The following is an 18,216-nucleotide window of genomic DNA, read 5'->3' as shown; positions in this document are numbered from 1 at the left end:
ATTGACCTAGTTAGTATAAAAGAAACGACAGACAAACGAAAAAAGGATGCTTGCTCACTACTTTGCAAGTGGTAAAAAAGGATAACTGAAAAAGCGCTAGGAGACGAAAGATTAACCTTTCGCCCCTTAGTGCTTTATTCATTCACGCTTAAAATTTTGATGCGCTAACCAGCGCTCAACTTGTTGATAGGTAGCTTGTGGTGTCCCATTATTGTCAATCACCACATCTCCTTTGGCGACTTTACTAGCTAGAGGCATTTGTTTTTGAATCCGATTGTGGGCCTCAATAGCCGACAAATTATTTCGCTGCATTAAACGCGTCACTTGGGTAGCCAAACTAACATTCACCACCATGACACTGTCGCAATACTGATCATAGTGACTTTCATATAATAAAGGAATGTCCAAAACTAAAAGTGGCAGCTCTTGTTTTTTAGCCTGGGCAATCGCTGTTAAAATTTCTTGCCGAATTGCTCCGTCCATTAACTGATTCAAACGCGTTAAGGCCGCATCATCGTGAAAAACGATTGCGCCTAAAGCCGAGCGATTCAATTGTCCGTCTGCTTGCAATATTTCGACGCCAAAAGCAGCAACTAACCGTTCTAAAGTTGGCGTTTTTGGAGCGACTACTTTGCGGGCCACTATATCAGCATCCACGACGGGAATCTTTTGTTGTAAAAAATAATTGGTGACCAACGACTTGCCAGAAGCAATGCCGCCGGTTAGTCCTAAAATAAAAGTCATGGCTAGCCCTTCAATACTTGGCAGTGGGGACAAAAATGGGTTCCGCGGCCCCCCACTTTTATTTTTTCAATCGCGGTTTGACAACGGGGACATGGCTCACCGGTCTTACCATAAACAGCCAGCTCCACTTGAAAATGACCCGCTTCCCCGACAGCATTATGATAAGAACGAATCGTCGTACCCCCACTAATAATAGCGCGACCTAAGACGTCCATAATAGCTTGGTGGAGTTTTTTAATTTCTGCATGGGTCAGCTTTTTAGCAGGGGTTAAAGGATGAATTTTACTTTCCCACAAGGCCTCATCCACATAAATATTCCCTAAACCCGTCACCACTTTTTGTTCTAGTAATAAAGGTTTGATTTCTTTACTACTTCGTTGCAGTGCCGCTTGAAAGGCGGGCAGGTCAAAAGTCTCTGGAAAAGGTTCCGGCCCTAATTTTAATATGCCGGGGTACACTGCTGCTTGGCCTTTCGGCACTAAGGACATCCGCCCAAATTTACGCACATCAAAGTAGCGTAATTCCCAGCCGTCCTTAAAGGTAAAGACAACATGCAAATGTTTAGTATGAGGCTCGCCAACTTTGGCCAGCCCGTATTTTCCTTCCATCCGCAAATGAGAAATCAGTTGATAATGGGTCAACTCAAAAATTAAATATTTGCCCCGGCGCTTAACATCGACAACTTCTTCTCCCACTAAGGCTTGGCAAAATTCCGCGACACTAGGCGTTTGAATAATTTTGTCCCAGTAAACTTGGACGTTTTCAATCACTTTTCCTTGGATTAAAGGAACCAAAGTTTTCCGTACTGTTTCTACTTCTGGTAATTCTGGCATCTTAACCGTCCTTTATTTCGCTTCATACCACGTTTTGCCCCAGTTACTTTCCGTAATTAAAGGAATACTGAGACTTACAGCTTGTTCCATGACTTCTTTGACTAAGGCGTCGAGTTTTTCAAGTTCACTTTCTGGCACCTCGAAAACTAATTCATCATGGACTTGTAGCAACATGGTCGCTTGCATTTTTTCGGCTGCTAACCGTTCGTTCATCCGAATCATGGCGATTTTAATAATATCGGCTGCACTACCTTGAATCGGCGTGTTAATGGCGGTCCGTTCTGCAAAACTGCGTAAGTTGTAATTGCGGGAATTAATATCTGGCAAATAGCGGCGTCGGTGATATAAGGTCTCCACGAAGCCTTCTTCCTTGGCTTGCCGCACAATATCTTCCATATACTTCTTAACCCCAGGATATTTTTCAAAATACGTATCAATATACTCTTGCGCTTGTTTACGACTAATCCCCAAATTTTGTGATAAACCGTAATCACTGATGCCGTAGACAATGCCAAAGTTCACGGCTTTGGCTTGACGCCGCATATTAGGGGTCACTTCGGCCTCCGGTGCTAAACCAAAGACCCGACGAGCGGTAGCCGCGTGGATATCTTCCCCAGCTAAAAAGGCTTGCCGTAAATGTTCATCATTAGAAATGTGCGCCAAGACGCGTAATTCAATTTGGGAGTAATCAGAAGAATACAATAACCAATCGGCCTTTCGCGGCACAAAAGCTTGGCGAATCTTCCGGCCTTCTTCCAAGCGAATCGGAATATTTTGTAAGTTAGGATCCACTGAACTGAGTCGGCCAGTTTGGGTCAAGGTTTGTTGGTAACGGGTGTGAATCTTGTGATCGGGGGCAATAACTTTTAGCAAGCCTTCCACGTAAGTCGATTGGATTTTGGCAATTTGCCGATAGGTTAAAATATCATCCACAATCGGCGCTTGCACCCGCAGCTGCTCTAAGACATCCACCGCTGTGGAATAGCCCGTTTTTGTTTTTTTAATGACTGGTAAACCCATTTTTTCAAAGAGAATCACCCCTAATTGTTTGGGGGAGTTTAAATTAAATTCTTCGCCGGCTTCTTGGTAAATTTTTTCCTCGATTTCTTTTAAACGCCCGCTGAATTCTACTTTCATTGCTTCAAGGCGACTGCTATCGACAGTAATTCCGGTAATTTCCATTTGTGCTAGGACTTGGGATAAAGGCAGTTCAATTTCATTGAAAAGTTCCACTTGTTGTTTCTCCACCAGCTCTTTAGCAAGCAGTGGTTGCAAGGTTTGTAAAGCTTTTAATTTGTGCACCAAATGTTGATGGAAAACTTCAGGGTCTTCCGGTAGCGCAATTTTAGCCCCTTTGCCATAGACCTCTTCATCGGTTTGAATATCTTGATAATCAAAAGTTGCGGCAATCGTCGCCAAATCGTTGGCATTGTCATTAGGATTCAATAAGTAACTCGCCAATAAAACATCCATCTCAATTCCAGCTAAATCGGCCCCGAGACGATGACTAGCTACAATAGTGCGCTTAGCATCAAAGACAATTTTTTTCTGCTGAGGATTACTTAAGAACTCTTGGAAAAATAAATCTTGTAGCAAACTTAAATCTTTTAAGACGTAGTATTTTTCTCCATGACCAAAAGCAAGACCGACAATTTCTGCTGTATGATAATTGTCAGCTAACATTTCAATGTAGAAGGTATTTTCGGTACCAAAAAGGTCTGGTGTGATTTCTGTGACAACTTCATACGCTAAAGGCGCAATTTCCGTTGCCGCCGTACTAGGGGCAATTTGTTGCAAGAAATTTTTGAAATCTAATTCTTGGTATAAAGGTATTAGCTTCTCAATATCAGGTCCAGTATAGGCGAGATCAGCTAAGGTAATCGTTAAAGGCGCTTCTTGGTTAATCGTCGCTAAGCGCTTCGACAACATTGCTTGCTCTTGGTCCCGTACTAAGTTTTCCTTCATCTTAGACGCCTTCAACTCGTCAAGGTGTTGATAGACACCTTCGACAGAACCGTATTGATTTAATAATTTAATCGCCGTCTTGGGTCCAACCCCTTGGACACCAGGGATATTATCGGAAGTATCGCCGGCTAATCCTTTTAAATCAATCATCTGCAGCGGCGTCAAACCATCATATTTTTCCGCAAAAGTAAGCGGTGTGTAACTTTCTAGCTCACTGACTCCTTTTTTAGTGACTTGCACGGTAATCTGGTCACTGGCTAATTGCGTTAAATCTTTATCACCGGAAATCACGACGACCTCAAAACCTTCAGCAGCTGCCTGGCGACTTAAGGTGCCGATAATGTCATCAGCTTCATAATTTTCCAATTGGTACTGAGCTAAACCGAGACCCGTCGTTAGCTCTTTAATAAAAGGAATTTGTTCTTTGAATTCCCCCGGTGTTTTTTCGCGACCAGCTTTGTACTCTTGGAAAAACGCCGTACGAAAAGTTGTCTTCCCCGCATCAAAGGCCACTAAAGCATGGGTAGGTTCTTCAGCTTTTAAAATATTTTCTAACATATTCTTAAAAGCATAAATTGCATTCGTATGGAGTCCATAATGATTTTTAAAGCGTTCCAAAGAATTATGCAAGGCAAAAAAAGCGCGGTAAGCCACACTATTGCCGTCAATCAATAATATTTTTTTCATAGTAAACTCCTTTAGCTCTCTTCTTTCTCCTCATTGTAACAAATCTTCACTGAAAAAGAAAAAAGAGTAGCTGCAAAATCTGCAGCTACTCGAAATTTCATTTAACTCCGACGACTTCCCGTCAAACGTAAGAGACTTAAGAACAAGTTAATGAAGTCTAAGTACAATTGTAAGGCCATAAAAATGGCGATACCGTTTTGATTCCCATAGCGTTGATAGTAAGCTTTAATTTTTTGGTGGTCGTAAGCCGTCAAAGCAGAAAAGACGACTAAAGCCAAACAAGAAATCAACATTTCCATTCCACTACTTCTAAAAATAAAAAGGTTCAAAGGAATCATAATGATTAAACCAATCAACAAGGCGCGAGCCGCAGAACCTAAACCGGTTAAATCTTTTTTAGTTACAGCGCCAAAAATTCCTAAACCCACAAACATAGCGCTAGCCCCGACAAAAGCTTGAACTACTGAACCCAACTCATACGCATAAAGCGTTACGGCAATCACCAGCCCGTTAATCAAAGAAAAAGCGACAAAGCCCGTCAAAGCCAGAGTAGGATTTTTTTGTCCTTTCATCCCTAAGACAATGACTAAAAGTAATTCCACCAGCCAAAGACCCGTAAACCCTAAAGGAAAATGATTGACGAAACTCACTAAGGCCGCTTGAAAGGGATTGGCCATTAATAAACCAAAACTCATAGCAGCACTCATTGCTAAACCTAAAGCCATCAATAAATAAATCTTGGCGAAATATTTATTCAGGGAACTCGTTTGTACTTCTTGCATTGAAATCGACTCCTTCATTCAAAATAGTTTGCGGCGGTTCCACCATCACCGTGGCGTCCAAAATACGCTCTTCCTTTTGATTATACCCTTCCACGTCAAAGGTCACAACCTCTTTCCGCTCGTCGATTTTAGTCAACTGGAAGGTCAAAGTAATCGTATCATAATGATAAACAGGTTTCATAAAGTTAATGGCAAAATTAACAATCCGGCTACCTGGCCCTGGCAAATGCTTCGAGATACCGGAAGTAATTAAGCCCATCAACAAAATAACGGGTACAAGGGGCCGCTCATAAACTGTCTCTGCGGCGTAGTCATGTTGAATATTTAACGGATTATTGTCATTGGTTAACCCTAAATACAACAACAATTGTCGATCCTCAATTTGTTCTGTTAAATTTAACGAATCTCCTACTTGGAGCTCGTGGATATTTTTACCAATTTTAATTTTATCCATCAAAGGCCCCCGCTTTTATAAAACGTTATGAGTAGTTGTAGATAATAAATTTTCGTAGGCCGCTTCAAATTTTTGCACGTCCCCAGCTCCCATAAAAATTGCTACAGCATCATGGTGATCTAAAAGGGGTGAAACATTGTCTTCTTTTAAGACCGTGCCCCCTTTTTTAATTTTTGCGCCTAAATCTTCAATTTTTACGTTACCGGATTTTTCCCGGGCACTGGAGAAAATGTCACACAAATAAATTTTATCTGCCAAATCCAAAGCTTCAGCAAAATCATCTAATAAAGCAATGGTCCGCGAGAAAGTATGGGGTTGGAAAACGGCGATGATTTCTTTATCGGGATACTTTTGCCGTGCGCCATCAATCGTCGCTTTAATTTCAGCTGGATGATGAGCATAATCGTCCACAATCACCATGTCAGCGACTTTCTTTTCAGAGAAGCGACGCTTGACTCCTTTAAAAGTCAACATTTCTTTGGCAACTAAGGCCATGTCTAATTTTTCAAAGTAAGCCACGGCAATCACACCTAAAGAATTTAAAATATTGTGTTGACCAAAGGCCGGTAAAACAAAATGGCCCACAAAGTCACTGCCATGATAAACATCAAAAGCAGAGCCTTCTGTTGTCCGCTCAATATTGGTAGCGTAAATGTCGTCAGTCTCCTTTAAACCATAGTAATAGACTGGCACGCCTGTTTTAATTTTCCGTAAATAAGGATCATCACCATAAGCAAAGATTCCTTTTTTCACTTGGTTAGCCATCGTTTGAAAGGCGTTAAAGACATCATCAATGTTGGTATAATAATCGGGATGATCAAAGTCGATGTTGGTGAAGATCGAGTAATCTGGAGAATACGCTAGGAAATGGCGGCGATATTCACACGCTTCAAAAGCAAAGAATTTAGCGTGAGGGTCACCATGACCCGTACCATCGCCAATTAAGTAACTCGTTGGTGCTACACCACTTAAAACGTGGGCTAAAAGACCGGTCGTCGAAGTTTTTCCGTGAGAACCACTAACGGAAATACTCGTATAAGGTTGAATAAACTTGCCAATGAAATCATGGTACCGAATAACGGGTACATTTAAATGATTGGCTTCTTCAATTTCTTCATGAGTATCTGGAAAAGCATTGCCGGCAATGACAATCATGTCTTGTTTAATATTATTAGCTGAAAAAGGCAACAAAGGAATTCCGGCTTTTTCTAAATCCCGTTGCGTAAAGAAGTACTTCTCAATATCGGAGCCTTGGACGCGGTAGCCTTTTTGGTGCAAAATCAAAGCAAGAGAGCTCATGCCCGTTCCTTTAATTCCTACAAAATGAAATAATTTGCTTTTATCCGTTACTAAAGTATCGATTGTTGTTTCGGTCATCTTTTTCCCTCTTCTTTGTAAATAACTTAGGTTTTTTGTTTAAACTACTTTGTGTATTATGATACATTTTAAAAAGAATTGCAACTAGAGTTTCTCGCAACTCCCATTTGTTAACATGAAAAGAGGACTGGCCACAATACATTGGGCCAATCCTTAAGCGTCAAGCTTAATCTTCAAAATAGCGATTGCGCAGCGGCTCTTGTTCCGTCTCATCCGCTAAAATACCGGCCAAAGAACGTTCCAAAGCGCTCTTTTTTTTGCCAAGCTCTGGCGACGTGACTGGCGGAGTAGCTACGAAGCTTTCTCGAGCTTGGGGTGTGGAGCTTTCCGTTTCTTCAGGAGCCGTTGTGAAGTTTAAATAACTTTCTGGTGCTTTTTTTAAGCTTTGGATAAGTTCACTTGCACTTATTTTCTTTTGATCTTCATCAGGAATTAAAGAAGCTGGTACGTACTTCGGCACAAAATAAGAACGACCGTTGTAACGATCAGTCGGTTTCGTAATTTTTGTTGTAGTGTGCTGGATTTTTGTCGGCCGACTATTCATTTGCATCCGCTCGTGTTGCGTCCGTTTCCCCCCTACTGGAAAGTTTCTTTTTTCAGGCACGCCATGGAAACGTTCTTGCCGCGTTGTAGCTGCGGGATTAGTTGCCCCTGTTGGCTCCATTTCGTTAGAAGCTGTAACGTTTTGTGTTTCTGCGGGGATAATTTCTTTTTCGTCAACTGTTTTTGGCTGAACTGTCTTCATGCTAGCATCGATATTAGAATCAGTAAATAAATGTAAGTCAGCTAAGAGTTCTTCTCGGGAATTCGTTAATTTTACGCCGGTTTCATCAGGGAAAGCCGGAAAACGAAAGTGGCGTTTCAAATCAGGATTATTCATTGCTTTCACCCACTTTAATTTAGTAGCTTTAGTGTAGCATAAAATTGTGAAAATTCCTATGAAAACTCGATGATTTCCCCATCGGCCCCCCAGCTTTCAGCGACTAAATAACCGTCTCGAGGTTTCAACTCCAATCCCGCTAGTAAGCTCACTAATTTTTCGTAGGGTAACGGACTTTCACCAGCAAAGTTTAATTCTGCAACTTCAACTTTTTGTTTTTTTAAGGCTGGATTTAAAAGATACAAAGCATAGCCGGAAGAATCGTAACGACAAATGCCTAATAATTCTTGCGAGTAAAATGGTACAAACTCCCCTCTTTGTAAAACTTGGATTTCTTTGCGCACCTTGATCCACTTTTGATAGCTATGGTACAGGTCTGGGTTAATATGCTCCCAAGGGAAAAACTTGCGATTATTGGGATCCGTCTCTCCCGTCACACCTGCTTCATCGCCATAATAAACACATGGCACTCCTGGCAACATAAACATCAAGCCACAAGCAAGGTTGACCAAGGCTGCTTCTTCTTTCAATTCTGTAAAAATACGCCGCGTATCGTGAGTACCAATATTATTGAGATTGTTCAATAAAACTTTCGGCGGATAATTTTCCTTCATAGTCATTAAAGACAAACTAGTGTTTTGTGCATTTTTTTGTTGCGTTAAAAAGTCGAGAATAATTTTGCGAAACGGATAGTTCATCACCCCATGAAGCAGTGGCTCTAAGATATATTGGCGACGTTTTCCGTAAGCAATTTTATTGGAGGCATCTTCCCAAACCTCTCCTAAAAGTACGCGATCTTGATAACTATCTAAATTGTGGCGAATGCCAGCAATAAACGTATCCGGCAATTCATCAGCTACATCTAAGCGCCAACCATCCACCTTTAAACGATTCCATTTACTTAAAACACTCTCGTAATCTCCATAAATGAATTCTTGAAAGGAACGCTGGTCTTTATTGACTTCAGGTAAGTCTTGAATCCCCCACCAAGATTTATAATTATCAGGATAATCCATAAAGGTAAACCACTCGTAATAAGGACTGGCCGGCGTTTGGTAAGCACCTGCTGTCGCCCCAAAGCGACCGTCATAATTAAAGTAGCGACTGTTACGTCCCACATGGGAAAAAACACCATCTAAAATGAGATACATTCCATTTTCGTGCAAAGCTTCTACTAGTTGGACAAAATCTTTTTCACTACCTAACATTTCATCTATTGCAAAGTAATCCGCCGTGTCGTAACGATGATTACTAGCAGCTTGAAAAATTGGATTTACATATACAACAGTCACCCCAAGTTTTTTTAAGTAAGGAATTTTTTGGCGGATTCCTTGCAAATTTCCTCCATAAAAATCCCAACGGATAATATCTCCATGCTGATTTTTGACATACAGGGGTTCATCGGTGGGGCGGCCATAAATAAAAATATTTTCTTTAGGATTAGTAATGGTCTTGTGCTCATTTCCATTAAAAAAACGATCCGGAAAAATTTGGTAAACGACGCCTTCTAAGTACCAAGCTGGAGCTGGATCATCTTTTTCATAGCAAGTGAGTTGATAAGGCTGAACCTCGTGCTCATTCAAATAAAGTTGGCCCACACCACCTCCGCTAGTGCCAGCACCATAGTATTGAATGCGCCTAATTCCTTGATTTTCTTGACTAATTTCAAAATAGTAAAAATACAGGCCTGGCTGACCTTTGATATGATATTCGCATGTATAGTGCTGCTCTTTCAACTTTTTCATAGGATATCGTTCTTGCCCATATTCAGCGTCAGGACCTTGCACGACTAATGTAGCCTGGCAGTTTTGAGGTAGCGCAATCGTAAAGGTTACCTGACTGTGAAGCGGCTGCGCGCCAAAGGGTCGTTTATAATAGCTGAGCCATGAATTATAATAACTTTCCTGCATTTTCTTTCCTCCTTACAAAAAAAGACTGTGACTTTGGTTAGCTCACAGTCCTTTTCCTTACAGCGCTGGTTCTTTTACCCTCTACTTGCTACTGTTTACTTTCAATATGCCAAATATCAGCTGCATAACTTTCAATTGTTCGATCAGATGAAAAGCGCGCCATACTCGCAATGTTTTGCAAGCTCATTTGGGTCCAATGTCGTTGATTTTGATAGTCAGCCTCAATTGCGGCTTGGGCTGCGACATAAGAGGCAAAGTCCCTTAAAACAAAATATTCATCATTGTAATTTAACAAGGATTCAAAGATGACGTGCCCTTCTTGTTGGATATTGGGAATTACGCCGTTGACAAAAGCATTCAAAACCTTCTGCAATACTGGATCTGCATGATAATAATCCATCGCACAATAATCCCCACGTTGGTAATAGCCATAAACTTCCGGCACAGTTAAACCAAAGAGATAAATATTTTCTTCTCCTACTGCATCGCGAATTTCAACATTAGCACCGTCTAGCGTTGCTAAAGTCAACGCTCCATTCAGCATCAATTTCATATTACTGGTGCCAGAAGCTTCCTTGGAGGCTAAAGAAATTTGTTCAGAAACATCTGCAGCAGGAATGATTACTTCAGCTAAAGAAACATTATAATTCTCTAAAAAGATAACTTTCAGCTTTCCTTGGAGAGTATCGTCATGATTGACTAAGTTAGCAACCTCATTGATGCATTTGATAATTGTCTTGGCATAGTCATAACTAGGCGCAGCTTTAGCCCCAAAAATAAAGACGCGTGGTACCATGGCTAACTGAGGATTTCCCTTTAAGTCTAAATAAAGTTTCACAATGTGCAAAAGATTTAACAATTGCCGCTTATAAGCGTGCAATCGTTTAATTTGAACATCAAAGATTGCATCAGGACTGACCCTAACGCCGGTTTTCTCGAGGATTAGTTGTCCTAATCGTTCTTTGTTGTGGCGTTTAGCTGCATGTAAAGCCTTTAAAACCTCATCATCTTCCCGATAAGCTTTCAGCAGCGCAATATCTTCAATATTTTTTCGCCAAGTAGTACCAATCGTCTCATCCAAAACCTGACTTAATGCGGGGTTAGCCAACTGAGACCAGCGGCGATGTGCAATGCCATTTGTTTTATTATTAAAACGTTCAGGATAAAGCAAATAAAAATCGTGAAGGACCACGTTTTTTAACAAGTCCGAGTGCAACTTAGCTACACCATTAGTACTATGAGAGCCAATAATTGCAAGATTAGCCATATGGACGACACCATCTTGAATAATTCGCGTATTACGGACTAATGTTGGCCCAACTTGCGGCGTTTTTTCTGCTACAAAACGAGCATCAATTTCTTGAATGATTTGATAAATGCGTGGTAAAAGAGACTGCACCATAAAGATGGGCCATTTTTCCAAGGCTTCTTGTAAAATAGTGTGGTTGGTGTAACTTAAAGTTTTCACCGTCAAATCCCAAGCTTTTTCCCAGGTTAACCCGTTGACATCTAGTAACAGACGCATCAATTCTGGCACACATAAAGCTGGATGGGTGTCGTTAATGTGAATGGCGACTTTACTAGGAAAGTCTTCAATTGGCAATCCTAAACTAGTGAAGTAATTATGGATACTTTGTAAGCCGGCTGAAACAAAAAAGTATTCTTGTTTCAAGCGCAATAAACGACCGGCTTCACTAGAATCGTCTGGGTATAAAACGGCGGTAATATCCTCTACTGCTTTTCGCTGCTCCACGGTTAAATATTTTCCTTCTTCCCGCAGAGGAATCTCTACTGACCACAAACGCATTTGATTAATAATGTCATTTTGGTAGCCGACAACTGGAGTATCGTAAGGAATCGCTCGTAAGATTTCTTGATTTTCATAAAGCGGCTGTAAACCACCACTGCCATCGGGAACTAAATATACTTCACCGCCAAAGCCTACTTCCACAGCTTTATTTTCCTTACGGACTTCCCAAACGTTACCACTGGTTAGCCAAGAATCAGGAAGCTCTACTTGGTAGCCGTCGACAAATTTTTGCTTGAATAACCCGTAGTTGTAACGAATCCCATTCCCATTCCCTGGCAGGCCACAAGAAGCTAATGAATCCATAAAACAAGAAGCTAACCGACCTAAACCACCATTCCCTAAAGCCATATCCGGCTCATAGTTGGCTAATTCATCTAAATCTAAATTCAAATCTTTTAAACCAGCCGCAACGGTGTCGTAGATTCCCAAGCTCAACAAGTTACTTTTTAGGAGTTTTCCTGGTAAAAATTCAATGGAAAAGTAATACGCTTGTTTACTCTGGTTTCTTTTTAATTGTTCCGTACTTTTTTGCCACGCTTTGGCGTAATAGGCGCGGGTTAAAATTCCTAAAGACATGTAAAATTCATAATTAGATGAGTCTTCCAAGGAAAGAGCAAAGCGTTCATGTAGTGTCCGTGTAAAGTCAGCAACAAATTTTTTCTTACTAAGTTTCATTTTTACTCCCTACCGCGATATTTTTTTAGGCAAACAGACTTTGGTAGAGCGTTAAATATTCTGTTGCTTTTTTCTCCCAACTAAAATCAGTGGTCATCGCTTGTTTTTGCATTTTTAAAATCGTTTCATGATCTTGCCAGCAAAGGTTCACAGCTTGCTGGTAGGCATAACGTAGCCCTTCTGGATTAAAATCTTTAAAACTAAAACCAGTACCTCTTTTAGTAATGGGACTGTATGGTTCTACAGTATCTTTAAGGCCACCTACTTCATGAACAATAGGCAACGTGCCATAGTGCATCGCAATCATTTGCGAAAGGCCACAAGGTTCAAAGGCGGAAGGCATTAAGAATAAATCACAACCGGCATAAATTTCTTGAGCACGGCGCAAATTAAAAGCAATGTCTGCTTTGAATTTACTTGGGTAACGGCCCTCATAATAGCGGAAGCCATTTTCAATTTCAGGCATTCCCGTGCCTAATAAGACAACCTGCACATCAGCACTCAATAGCTCATCCATCATACTCAGCATCAAACGGAACCCTTTTTGTTCTGTCAAACGGCTCACAATCCCAATTAAAGGAACTTGGGCGTCTTGTGGTAAGCCAAAGCTTTTTTGTAACTGGGCTTTTAGGCGTGCTTTGCCTGTTAAATCATCAACTGAGAAATGATCGGTTAAGTAAGGATCAGCAGCTGGATTGTACACTTGGTAGTCAATCCCATTTAAAATGCCGGAAAGCTTGCCGGAAACAGAGCGCAAGACACCATCCAGACCCCAACCAAAGGCCGGCGTCTGAATTTCTTCAGCATATGTGGGGCTAACTGTATTAACCGCATCAGCATACAGAATTCCCGCTTTCAAGAAATTAACAGCATCCCCCATTCTCAAGGTGCCATCGGTGTAGCGTTCCATGCCTACCCCAAAAAGCTCTGGTAAAACTTGTGGATCCATCGCTCCTTGAAATTCAATGTTATGAATTGTCAGGAGGGTTTTTATCTTTTGATACGCTTGTACCCAATGCCATTTTTCTTTTAAGAGGAAAGGAATCATCGCCGTATGGAAGTCATTGACGTGAATTACTTCAGGTAAAAAGTCGAACCGTTCCAACAACTGAACAACCGCTTGACAGAAGAAAGCCCAACGTTCACCATCATCGTAATAGCCGTAAAGCTCCCTTTGTCCGAAATAATCCTCGTTGTCTACGAAATAATAGGTTACCCCTTGCCGCACTAATTTTTTAATCCCCACGTATTGTCGACGCCAACCCACTTGAATGAAATCATAAAATAAATCTTCCATTGCAGCTTGAAACTCTGAGGGGATTTTTGTCAAATAAGGCAAGATAACCGCTACTTCATGGTCCTCAGCAGCCAATGCTTGCGGTAGCGCTCCAGCGACATCCCCTAAGCCACCAGTTTTAAAAAAGGGCGCACATTCAGCCGTTGCAAATAAAATTTTCATAGAGCCTCCGATAAAACTGTCGTAGGTGTCACTTGATTGGTGGTTACATTGGTTCCTTTAGCAATGACGAGGGGTGCATCCACGGTACCTTTAATTTTTACCCCCGGTGCTACAGTGACATTCTTATCTAAAATTGCATATTGAATTTCAGCGCCTACACCAATTTCACAACTAGCCATAATGATGGCATCCTTGATACTCACTTTTTTGGCGATAGTCACTCCGCGGGAAACTAAGGTATTCTCTACTTCACCTTCCACCCAGCAACCGGTGGCAAATTGCGCATTTTTTACTCGGCAAGCTGGCGCGTAGTAAGTAGGCACTTCATTTTTAATTTTCGTGTAAATTTTTTGATTGCTGTAAAGTAAGGCGTGGAATTTTTGCGAATCTAACATATCCATATTGGCCTGATAATACGCATCGACTGATGAAATATTACTAAGGTATCCAGTATATTCATAAGCTGAGCAACCGGCATCCGTCAAATGGTTTTTCAAAAGCTGAGCTAAGACATCTGTTTCATTATTAGCTTGCGCGTTTTTCAAAAAATCAATTAACCATTCCGCATCAGCAATAAAAATATCCATACATAAATTCATTTTTTCTGGATCTTGCGGTGCTTGATAATATAAATGGGCATCGGTGATGTGGTTATCTTGATCAAATTCAATAACTGTATCAAAATTGTCAATCATCTTCGGATCCACACGTTTATAAACAGCCGTTAACTTATTATGCTGTTTTTCATGTACGCGCTGAATAGCTTTTAAATCTACATTGCAAAGCATTTTGCTGCCCATAATCACCGCATATTGTGTCTTAGACTTTTCGATGAAGTCAATTAACGGGCTATAATACGGCTGACCCGCTTGGCGCATCCGGGCAAATTCTTGATAAAAGTACATAAAGTGGCGCGTTTTTAACGTGTCTAAGCTCCACTCTTTCCCTCCACGAATATGATCCATGACCGATTGCGTCTCACCTTCATTAAACACCATAAAAACCGATTCTAAATTGGCATTGGCTACCGCTGATAAAGGAAAATCAATTAACCGATATTTACAGTCAAAAGGTAAAGTGGCAATGGGGCGATTAGCCGTTAAAGGTTCCAACTCGTCATAGCGGTGAACATTGCCTAAAATGGCACACATTTTATTAGTCTTCATTTTTTTGCACTCCAATCACTTCAGCATTTCCAATTACCGCGATTTCTTCCGTTCCATCAATAACGGCATTATCCCCGATAATGGCATTTTCTCCCACGATTGCCCGTTGGATTGTGACATTTTTTCCAATAGTCGCACCAGCCATAATGAAGCTATCTTGAATCAAACTGCCCTCTTTTACTTGTACGTTACCGGAAAGCACTGAATGTTGAATCTTGCCTGCTACGTAACAGCCATCGACGATTAATGAATCTTGAACATCAGAGGTGGCAGTTAAGAAGTGGGGAGGAGCAATCTGGTTTTTAGAATAAATGCGCCACGTTTTATCGGTAATATCTAGCTCGTTGTCTAGTTGGATAAACTCCATGCTTGCCTCCCAAAGGCTATCAATCGTCCCGACATCTTTCCAGTAGCCAGAAAAACGATAAGCAAAGACGTTTTCACCACTTTCTAAGAAGAAAGGAATCACGTGTTTCCCAAAGTCCAGCATTTGATCATCTTTTGAATAAGAATTCATGAGAACAGAGCGTAGACGTCCCCAATCAAAAATATAAATCCCCATGGAAGCGAGATTACTTTTTGGTTCCGCAGGTTTTTCTTCAAATTCGATAATACGATCGTTTTCATCGGTATTCATAATCCCAAAGCGACTCGCTTCTTCCATTGGCACTTCAATCACGGCTACCGTCAAGCTGGCATTATTTTCTTGATGCTGCTGCAACATTTTTTCGTAATCCATTTTATAAATATGGTCGCCGGATAAAATCAAAACATACTCTGGATCCATTTGATCAATATAGGCGATATTTTGGAAAATAGCATGAGCAGTTCCTTCAAACCACTTCTCCCCTTCACTACTGGAATACGGTTGTAAAATCGTCACCCCAGTATCAATGCCATCTAGGCCCCAAGCAGAGCCATTACCAATATGAGAATTTAATCCTAACGGTTGATATTGCGTCACGACCCCGACATTACGGATGTTGGAGTTGGTACAGTTGCTTAAAGCAAAGTCAATGATGCGGTACCGCCCTCCAAAGGAAACAGCGGGTTTAGCAATATCTTTGGTTAGTTTTCCTAGCCGGGTTCCTTGGCCCCCGGCTAAAATCATTGCCAGCATTTCGGTTTTCATGTTACAGGAGAAAAATCTTTTAGACTTTTCTCATTCCTCCCTTCATTTTCGTTTTTTCAGCTTGTTTCAGTTGAATACTTGTTGGTTTTAAAATTAAAGCACCAAAAGCAGGCACTAATACACTAAGTTGATCAGGAAAATCTTTGAAAGTTTCGCCGGTGGTGGTCATGGGAGGATTGCCTTTTGTAAAGGTCCCGCCAAATTCTTCTTTTTCTGTATTTAAAATTTCTTGGTAAGTCCCACTATAAGGGACCCCTACTGTAAAGGCTTGTCTTTCGACAGGGGTAAAATTAAAAACAGCAATTAAAAAATCTTTTTTTCGTTTGCCATAGCGAACAAAACTTAAAACCGTTTCTTCCGTGTTATCAGCATCAATAATTTGTAACCCAGCTGCTTCATGGTCTAACTCGTATAAAGCAGGCTCATCTTTATAAAGTTGATTGAGAGTTTTAGAAAAAAAGAGCATCTTTTGATTTAAGTCATCTTCTAAATCGCGCCATTCCAATGCTTCTTGGAATTTCCATTCTAAAAACTGGCCCCATTCATTCCCCATGAAACTTAATTTTTTCCCTGGATGGCACATTAAGAAGGTGAAAAGATTGCGCAATTGTGCTTTTTGCCGATAACGGTCGCCCCACATCTTATGCATCAAAGACTTCTTGCCGTGGACTACTTCATCGTGGGACAAAGGTAAGAGATAGTTTTCGTTAAACGTGTACATAAAGGAAAAGGTCACTAAGTTAAAATTAAATTTGCGATAGATGGGATCCATTTCAAAGAAACGTAAAATATCATTCATCCACCCCATGTTCCACTTATAATCAAAACCTAAAGCACCACTTTCTAAAGGCCCCGTAATTTTAATTTGGTGCGTACTTTCTTCGGCAATCATTAACACATCTGGCTGATAAAGATGCGCCACCGCGTTTAATTTTTTTAAAAAGTGTAAGCCTTCGTAGTTTTCGTTACCGCCATCTTCATTAGGCGTCCAAGGACCTTGATCAAAGTCACGGTAAAGCATGTTGGAAACGGCATCCACCCGAATTCCATCTAAATGAAAAGTATCTAGCCAATACATCAGACTAGAGATTAAAAAACTCTGCACCTCGGGCTTACCTAGGTCAAAGTTTAAAGCACCCCAGCCAAAATTTTGGGCACGGTTAGGGTCCTCATATTCAAATTGCGCCGTCCCATCAAAATAAGGTAAGGTATCGGTGTTGGCACAAAAATGTCCTGGTACCCAGTCCATGAAAACACCAATATTGGCCAAATGGCATGCTTCTACAAAATCTTGAAAATCACTAACGCTACCGAAACGACTCGTTAAGGAGAAGTAACCGATACTCTGATAGCCCCAAGAAGCGTCTAATGGGTATTCCGTTAACGGCATAAATTCAATGTGGGTATAGCCTAAATCCTTCACATAAGGAATTAGCTGCTCTTTCAGTTCCTGCCAATTTAAAAAACTCCCGTCAGGATGCTGTTGCCAAGAGTTAGCGTGAACCTCATAAATATTTAGTGGCCGTTGAAAGGCATTGGAGCGTTTCTTGCGCCCACGCCACAAACCATCCCGCCACTTGCGTTTTTCCTCCTGGTAAACTACCGCAGCATTTCCCGGTCGTAACTCCATCACTTTGGCAAAAGGATCGATTTTAAACACTTCAGTTCCGTCGGCTTGGATAACCCGATACTTATAATAAGCACCAACCCCGGCAACTTTGCTAAAAATTTCCCAAATACCAAATTCATTTTTAACCAGCGGTACACCGTAATGCCAATCTGTGAAATCAGCCACTAGAAAAACTTCCTGAGCCCGAGGAGCCCAAACGCGAAAATAAAATCCCGACTCTTGTTCTTTTAAGCCTGCATGACAACCAAGATAACGATCGATGCGAAAGTTTTCCCCTGTAGTAAAAGTTCGGGCAGCTTCCCGAAGATTTTCCTGTTGTTTTTCATTTTCCAATCCGTCAAAACTCCTTTCACTTCTCACTGTCCCTGCCAACAGCTACGCTTTACTTCTCTCATTCATAATAACACATTTTTAATCTAAATCTCAAAATTTTAATTAAATATCAAATATTATTAAAACAAATATTCGAGGTAACCGTTTTCTTATTTATTGTAACGCTATTATACTTGATGTACCATTTGTGCAAACAATTCTCATCTGTTCAAAAAAATTCACAAATTTAATTTTTATTACTAGCCAGATCAAAAAATTAATGAAAGAAAAGTTGCGAAAAACATTTAAACTAGTTTCTTTACAAAATCGAGTAGGAGGTAGACGATTATTTCGCCTACCGACCTCTCACACCACCGTACGTACGGTTCCGTATACGGCG

13 protein-coding genes are annotated in these 18,216 nt (G+C 40.9%); all 13 read right to left on the bottom strand.

What is annotated here, in order from left to right:
- Positions 1-138: 138 nt before the first annotated feature.
- The 13 genes from coaE to glgB all read right to left on the bottom strand — a co-directional run bounded on the left by coaE (position 139) and on the right by glgB (position 17,837).
- Positions 139-744, bottom strand: coding sequence for a dephospho-CoA kinase (coaE, locus tag FFM57_RS03365; RefSeq protein ID WP_137599107.1), 606 nt, complete (start codon positions 742-744; stop codon positions 139-141).
- Between the two features lie 2 nt (positions 745-746).
- Positions 747-1,577: a DNA-formamidopyrimidine glycosylase gene (gene mutM / locus FFM57_RS03360; RefSeq protein ID WP_137599106.1), complete on the bottom strand. Its 831-nt coding sequence runs from the start codon at positions 1,575-1,577 to the stop codon at positions 747-749.
- Positions 1,578-1,589: 12 nt separating this feature from the next.
- A complete protein-coding gene (gene polA / locus FFM57_RS03355) occupies positions 1,590-4,229 on the bottom strand; it encodes a DNA polymerase I (RefSeq protein WP_137599105.1) in 2,640 nt (879 codons plus the stop codon).
- 101 nt (positions 4,230-4,330) lie between these two features.
- On the bottom strand, positions 4,331-5,017 hold the full coding sequence (locus FFM57_RS03350; protein WP_371851237.1) for a Bax inhibitor-1/YccA family protein: 687 nt from the start codon (positions 5,015-5,017) through the stop codon (positions 4,331-4,333).
- Complete coding sequence (locus FFM57_RS03345) at positions 4,980-5,465, bottom strand: MaoC/PaaZ C-terminal domain-containing protein (RefSeq protein ID WP_137599103.1); 486 nt, start codon at positions 5,463-5,465, stop codon at positions 4,980-4,982. The genes FFM57_RS03350 and FFM57_RS03345 overlap by 38 nt, the downstream gene beginning before the upstream one ends.
- Positions 5,466-5,480: 15 nt before the next feature.
- Positions 5,481-6,842 carry a UDP-N-acetylmuramate--L-alanine ligase gene (gene murC, locus FFM57_RS03340; RefSeq protein ID WP_137599102.1) on the bottom strand — a complete coding sequence of 454 codons (1,362 nt, stop codon included), beginning with the start codon at positions 6,840-6,842 and terminating at the stop codon, positions 5,481-5,483.
- A 166-nt stretch (positions 6,843-7,008) separates the two neighbouring features.
- On the bottom strand, positions 7,009-7,722 hold the full coding sequence (locus tag FFM57_RS03335; RefSeq protein WP_137599101.1) for a hypothetical protein: 714 nt from the start codon (positions 7,720-7,722) through the stop codon (positions 7,009-7,011).
- A 56-nt stretch (positions 7,723-7,778) separates the two neighbouring features.
- A complete protein-coding gene (locus FFM57_RS03330) occupies positions 7,779-9,632 on the bottom strand; it encodes a glycoside hydrolase family 13 protein (RefSeq protein WP_137599100.1) in 1,854 nt (617 codons plus the stop codon).
- 88 nt (positions 9,633-9,720) lie between these two features.
- Positions 9,721-12,117, bottom strand: a complete 2,397-nt coding sequence (locus FFM57_RS03325; protein WP_137599099.1) for a glycogen/starch/alpha-glucan phosphorylase — start codon at positions 12,115-12,117, stop codon at positions 9,721-9,723.
- A 25-nt stretch (positions 12,118-12,142) separates the two neighbouring features.
- On the bottom strand, positions 12,143-13,576 hold the full coding sequence (gene glgA / locus FFM57_RS03320) for a glycogen synthase GlgA (protein ID WP_137599098.1): 1,434 nt from the start codon (positions 13,574-13,576) through the stop codon (positions 12,143-12,145).
- The gene (gene glgD, locus FFM57_RS03315; protein ID WP_137599097.1) at positions 13,573-14,742 is read right to left on the bottom strand and encodes a glucose-1-phosphate adenylyltransferase subunit GlgD; all 1,170 of its coding nucleotides are present in this window, start codon (positions 14,740-14,742) and stop codon (positions 13,573-13,575) included. Before glgD ends, glgA begins: the two co-directional genes overlap by 4 nt.
- A complete protein-coding gene (locus tag FFM57_RS03310; protein ID WP_137599096.1) occupies positions 14,732-15,874 on the bottom strand; it encodes a glucose-1-phosphate adenylyltransferase in 1,143 nt (380 codons plus the stop codon). Before FFM57_RS03310 ends, glgD begins: the two co-directional genes overlap by 11 nt.
- 19 nt (positions 15,875-15,893) lie before the next feature.
- Positions 15,894-17,837: a 1,4-alpha-glucan branching protein GlgB gene (glgB, locus tag FFM57_RS03305; RefSeq protein ID WP_137599095.1), complete on the bottom strand. Its 1,944-nt coding sequence runs from the start codon at positions 17,835-17,837 to the stop codon at positions 15,894-15,896.
- Positions 17,838-18,216: the final 379 nt, after the last annotated feature.

This window comes from Enterococcus nangangensis (assembly GCF_005405245.1).
Taxonomy (GTDB): Bacteria; Bacillota; Bacilli; order Lactobacillales; family Enterococcaceae; genus Enterococcus_J; species Enterococcus_J nangangensis.
The sequence above is the reverse complement of the archived record's forward strand: the minus strand, read 5'-3'. Positions and strand labels throughout refer to the sequence as shown.

Coding starts and splice junctions, on each gene's coding strand:
- coaE (WP_137599107.1), bottom strand. CDS start 744: ATGACTTTTATTTTAGGACTAACCGGCGGCATTGCTTCTGGCAAGTCG.
- mutM (WP_137599106.1), bottom strand. CDS start 1,577: ATGCCAGAATTACCAGAAGTAGAAACAGTACGGAAAACTTTGGTTCCT.
- polA (WP_137599105.1), bottom strand. CDS start 4,229: ATGAAAAAAATATTATTGATTGACGGCAATAGTGTGGCTTACCGCGCT.
- FFM57_RS03345 (WP_137599103.1), bottom strand. CDS start 5,465: ATGGATAAAATTAAAATTGGTAAAAATATCCACGAGCTCCAAGTAGGA.
- murC (WP_137599102.1), bottom strand. CDS start 6,842: ATGACCGAAACAACAATCGATACTTTAGTAACGGATAAAAGCAAATTA.
- FFM57_RS03335 (WP_137599101.1), bottom strand. CDS start 7,722: ATGAATAATCCTGATTTGAAACGCCACTTTCGTTTTCCGGCTTTCCCT.
- FFM57_RS03330 (WP_137599100.1), bottom strand. CDS start 9,632: ATGCAGGAAAGTTATTATAATTCATGGCTCAGCTATTATAAACGACCC.
- FFM57_RS03325 (WP_137599099.1), bottom strand. CDS start 12,117: ATGAAACTTAGTAAGAAAAAATTTGTTGCTGACTTTACACGGACACTA.
- glgA (WP_137599098.1), bottom strand. CDS start 13,576: ATGAAAATTTTATTTGCAACGGCTGAATGTGCGCCCTTTTTTAAAACT.
- glgD (WP_137599097.1), bottom strand. CDS start 14,742: ATGAAGACTAATAAAATGTGTGCCATTTTAGGCAATGTTCACCGCTAT.
- FFM57_RS03310 (WP_137599096.1), bottom strand. CDS start 15,874: ATGAAAACCGAAATGCTGGCAATGATTTTAGCCGGGGGCCAAGGAACC.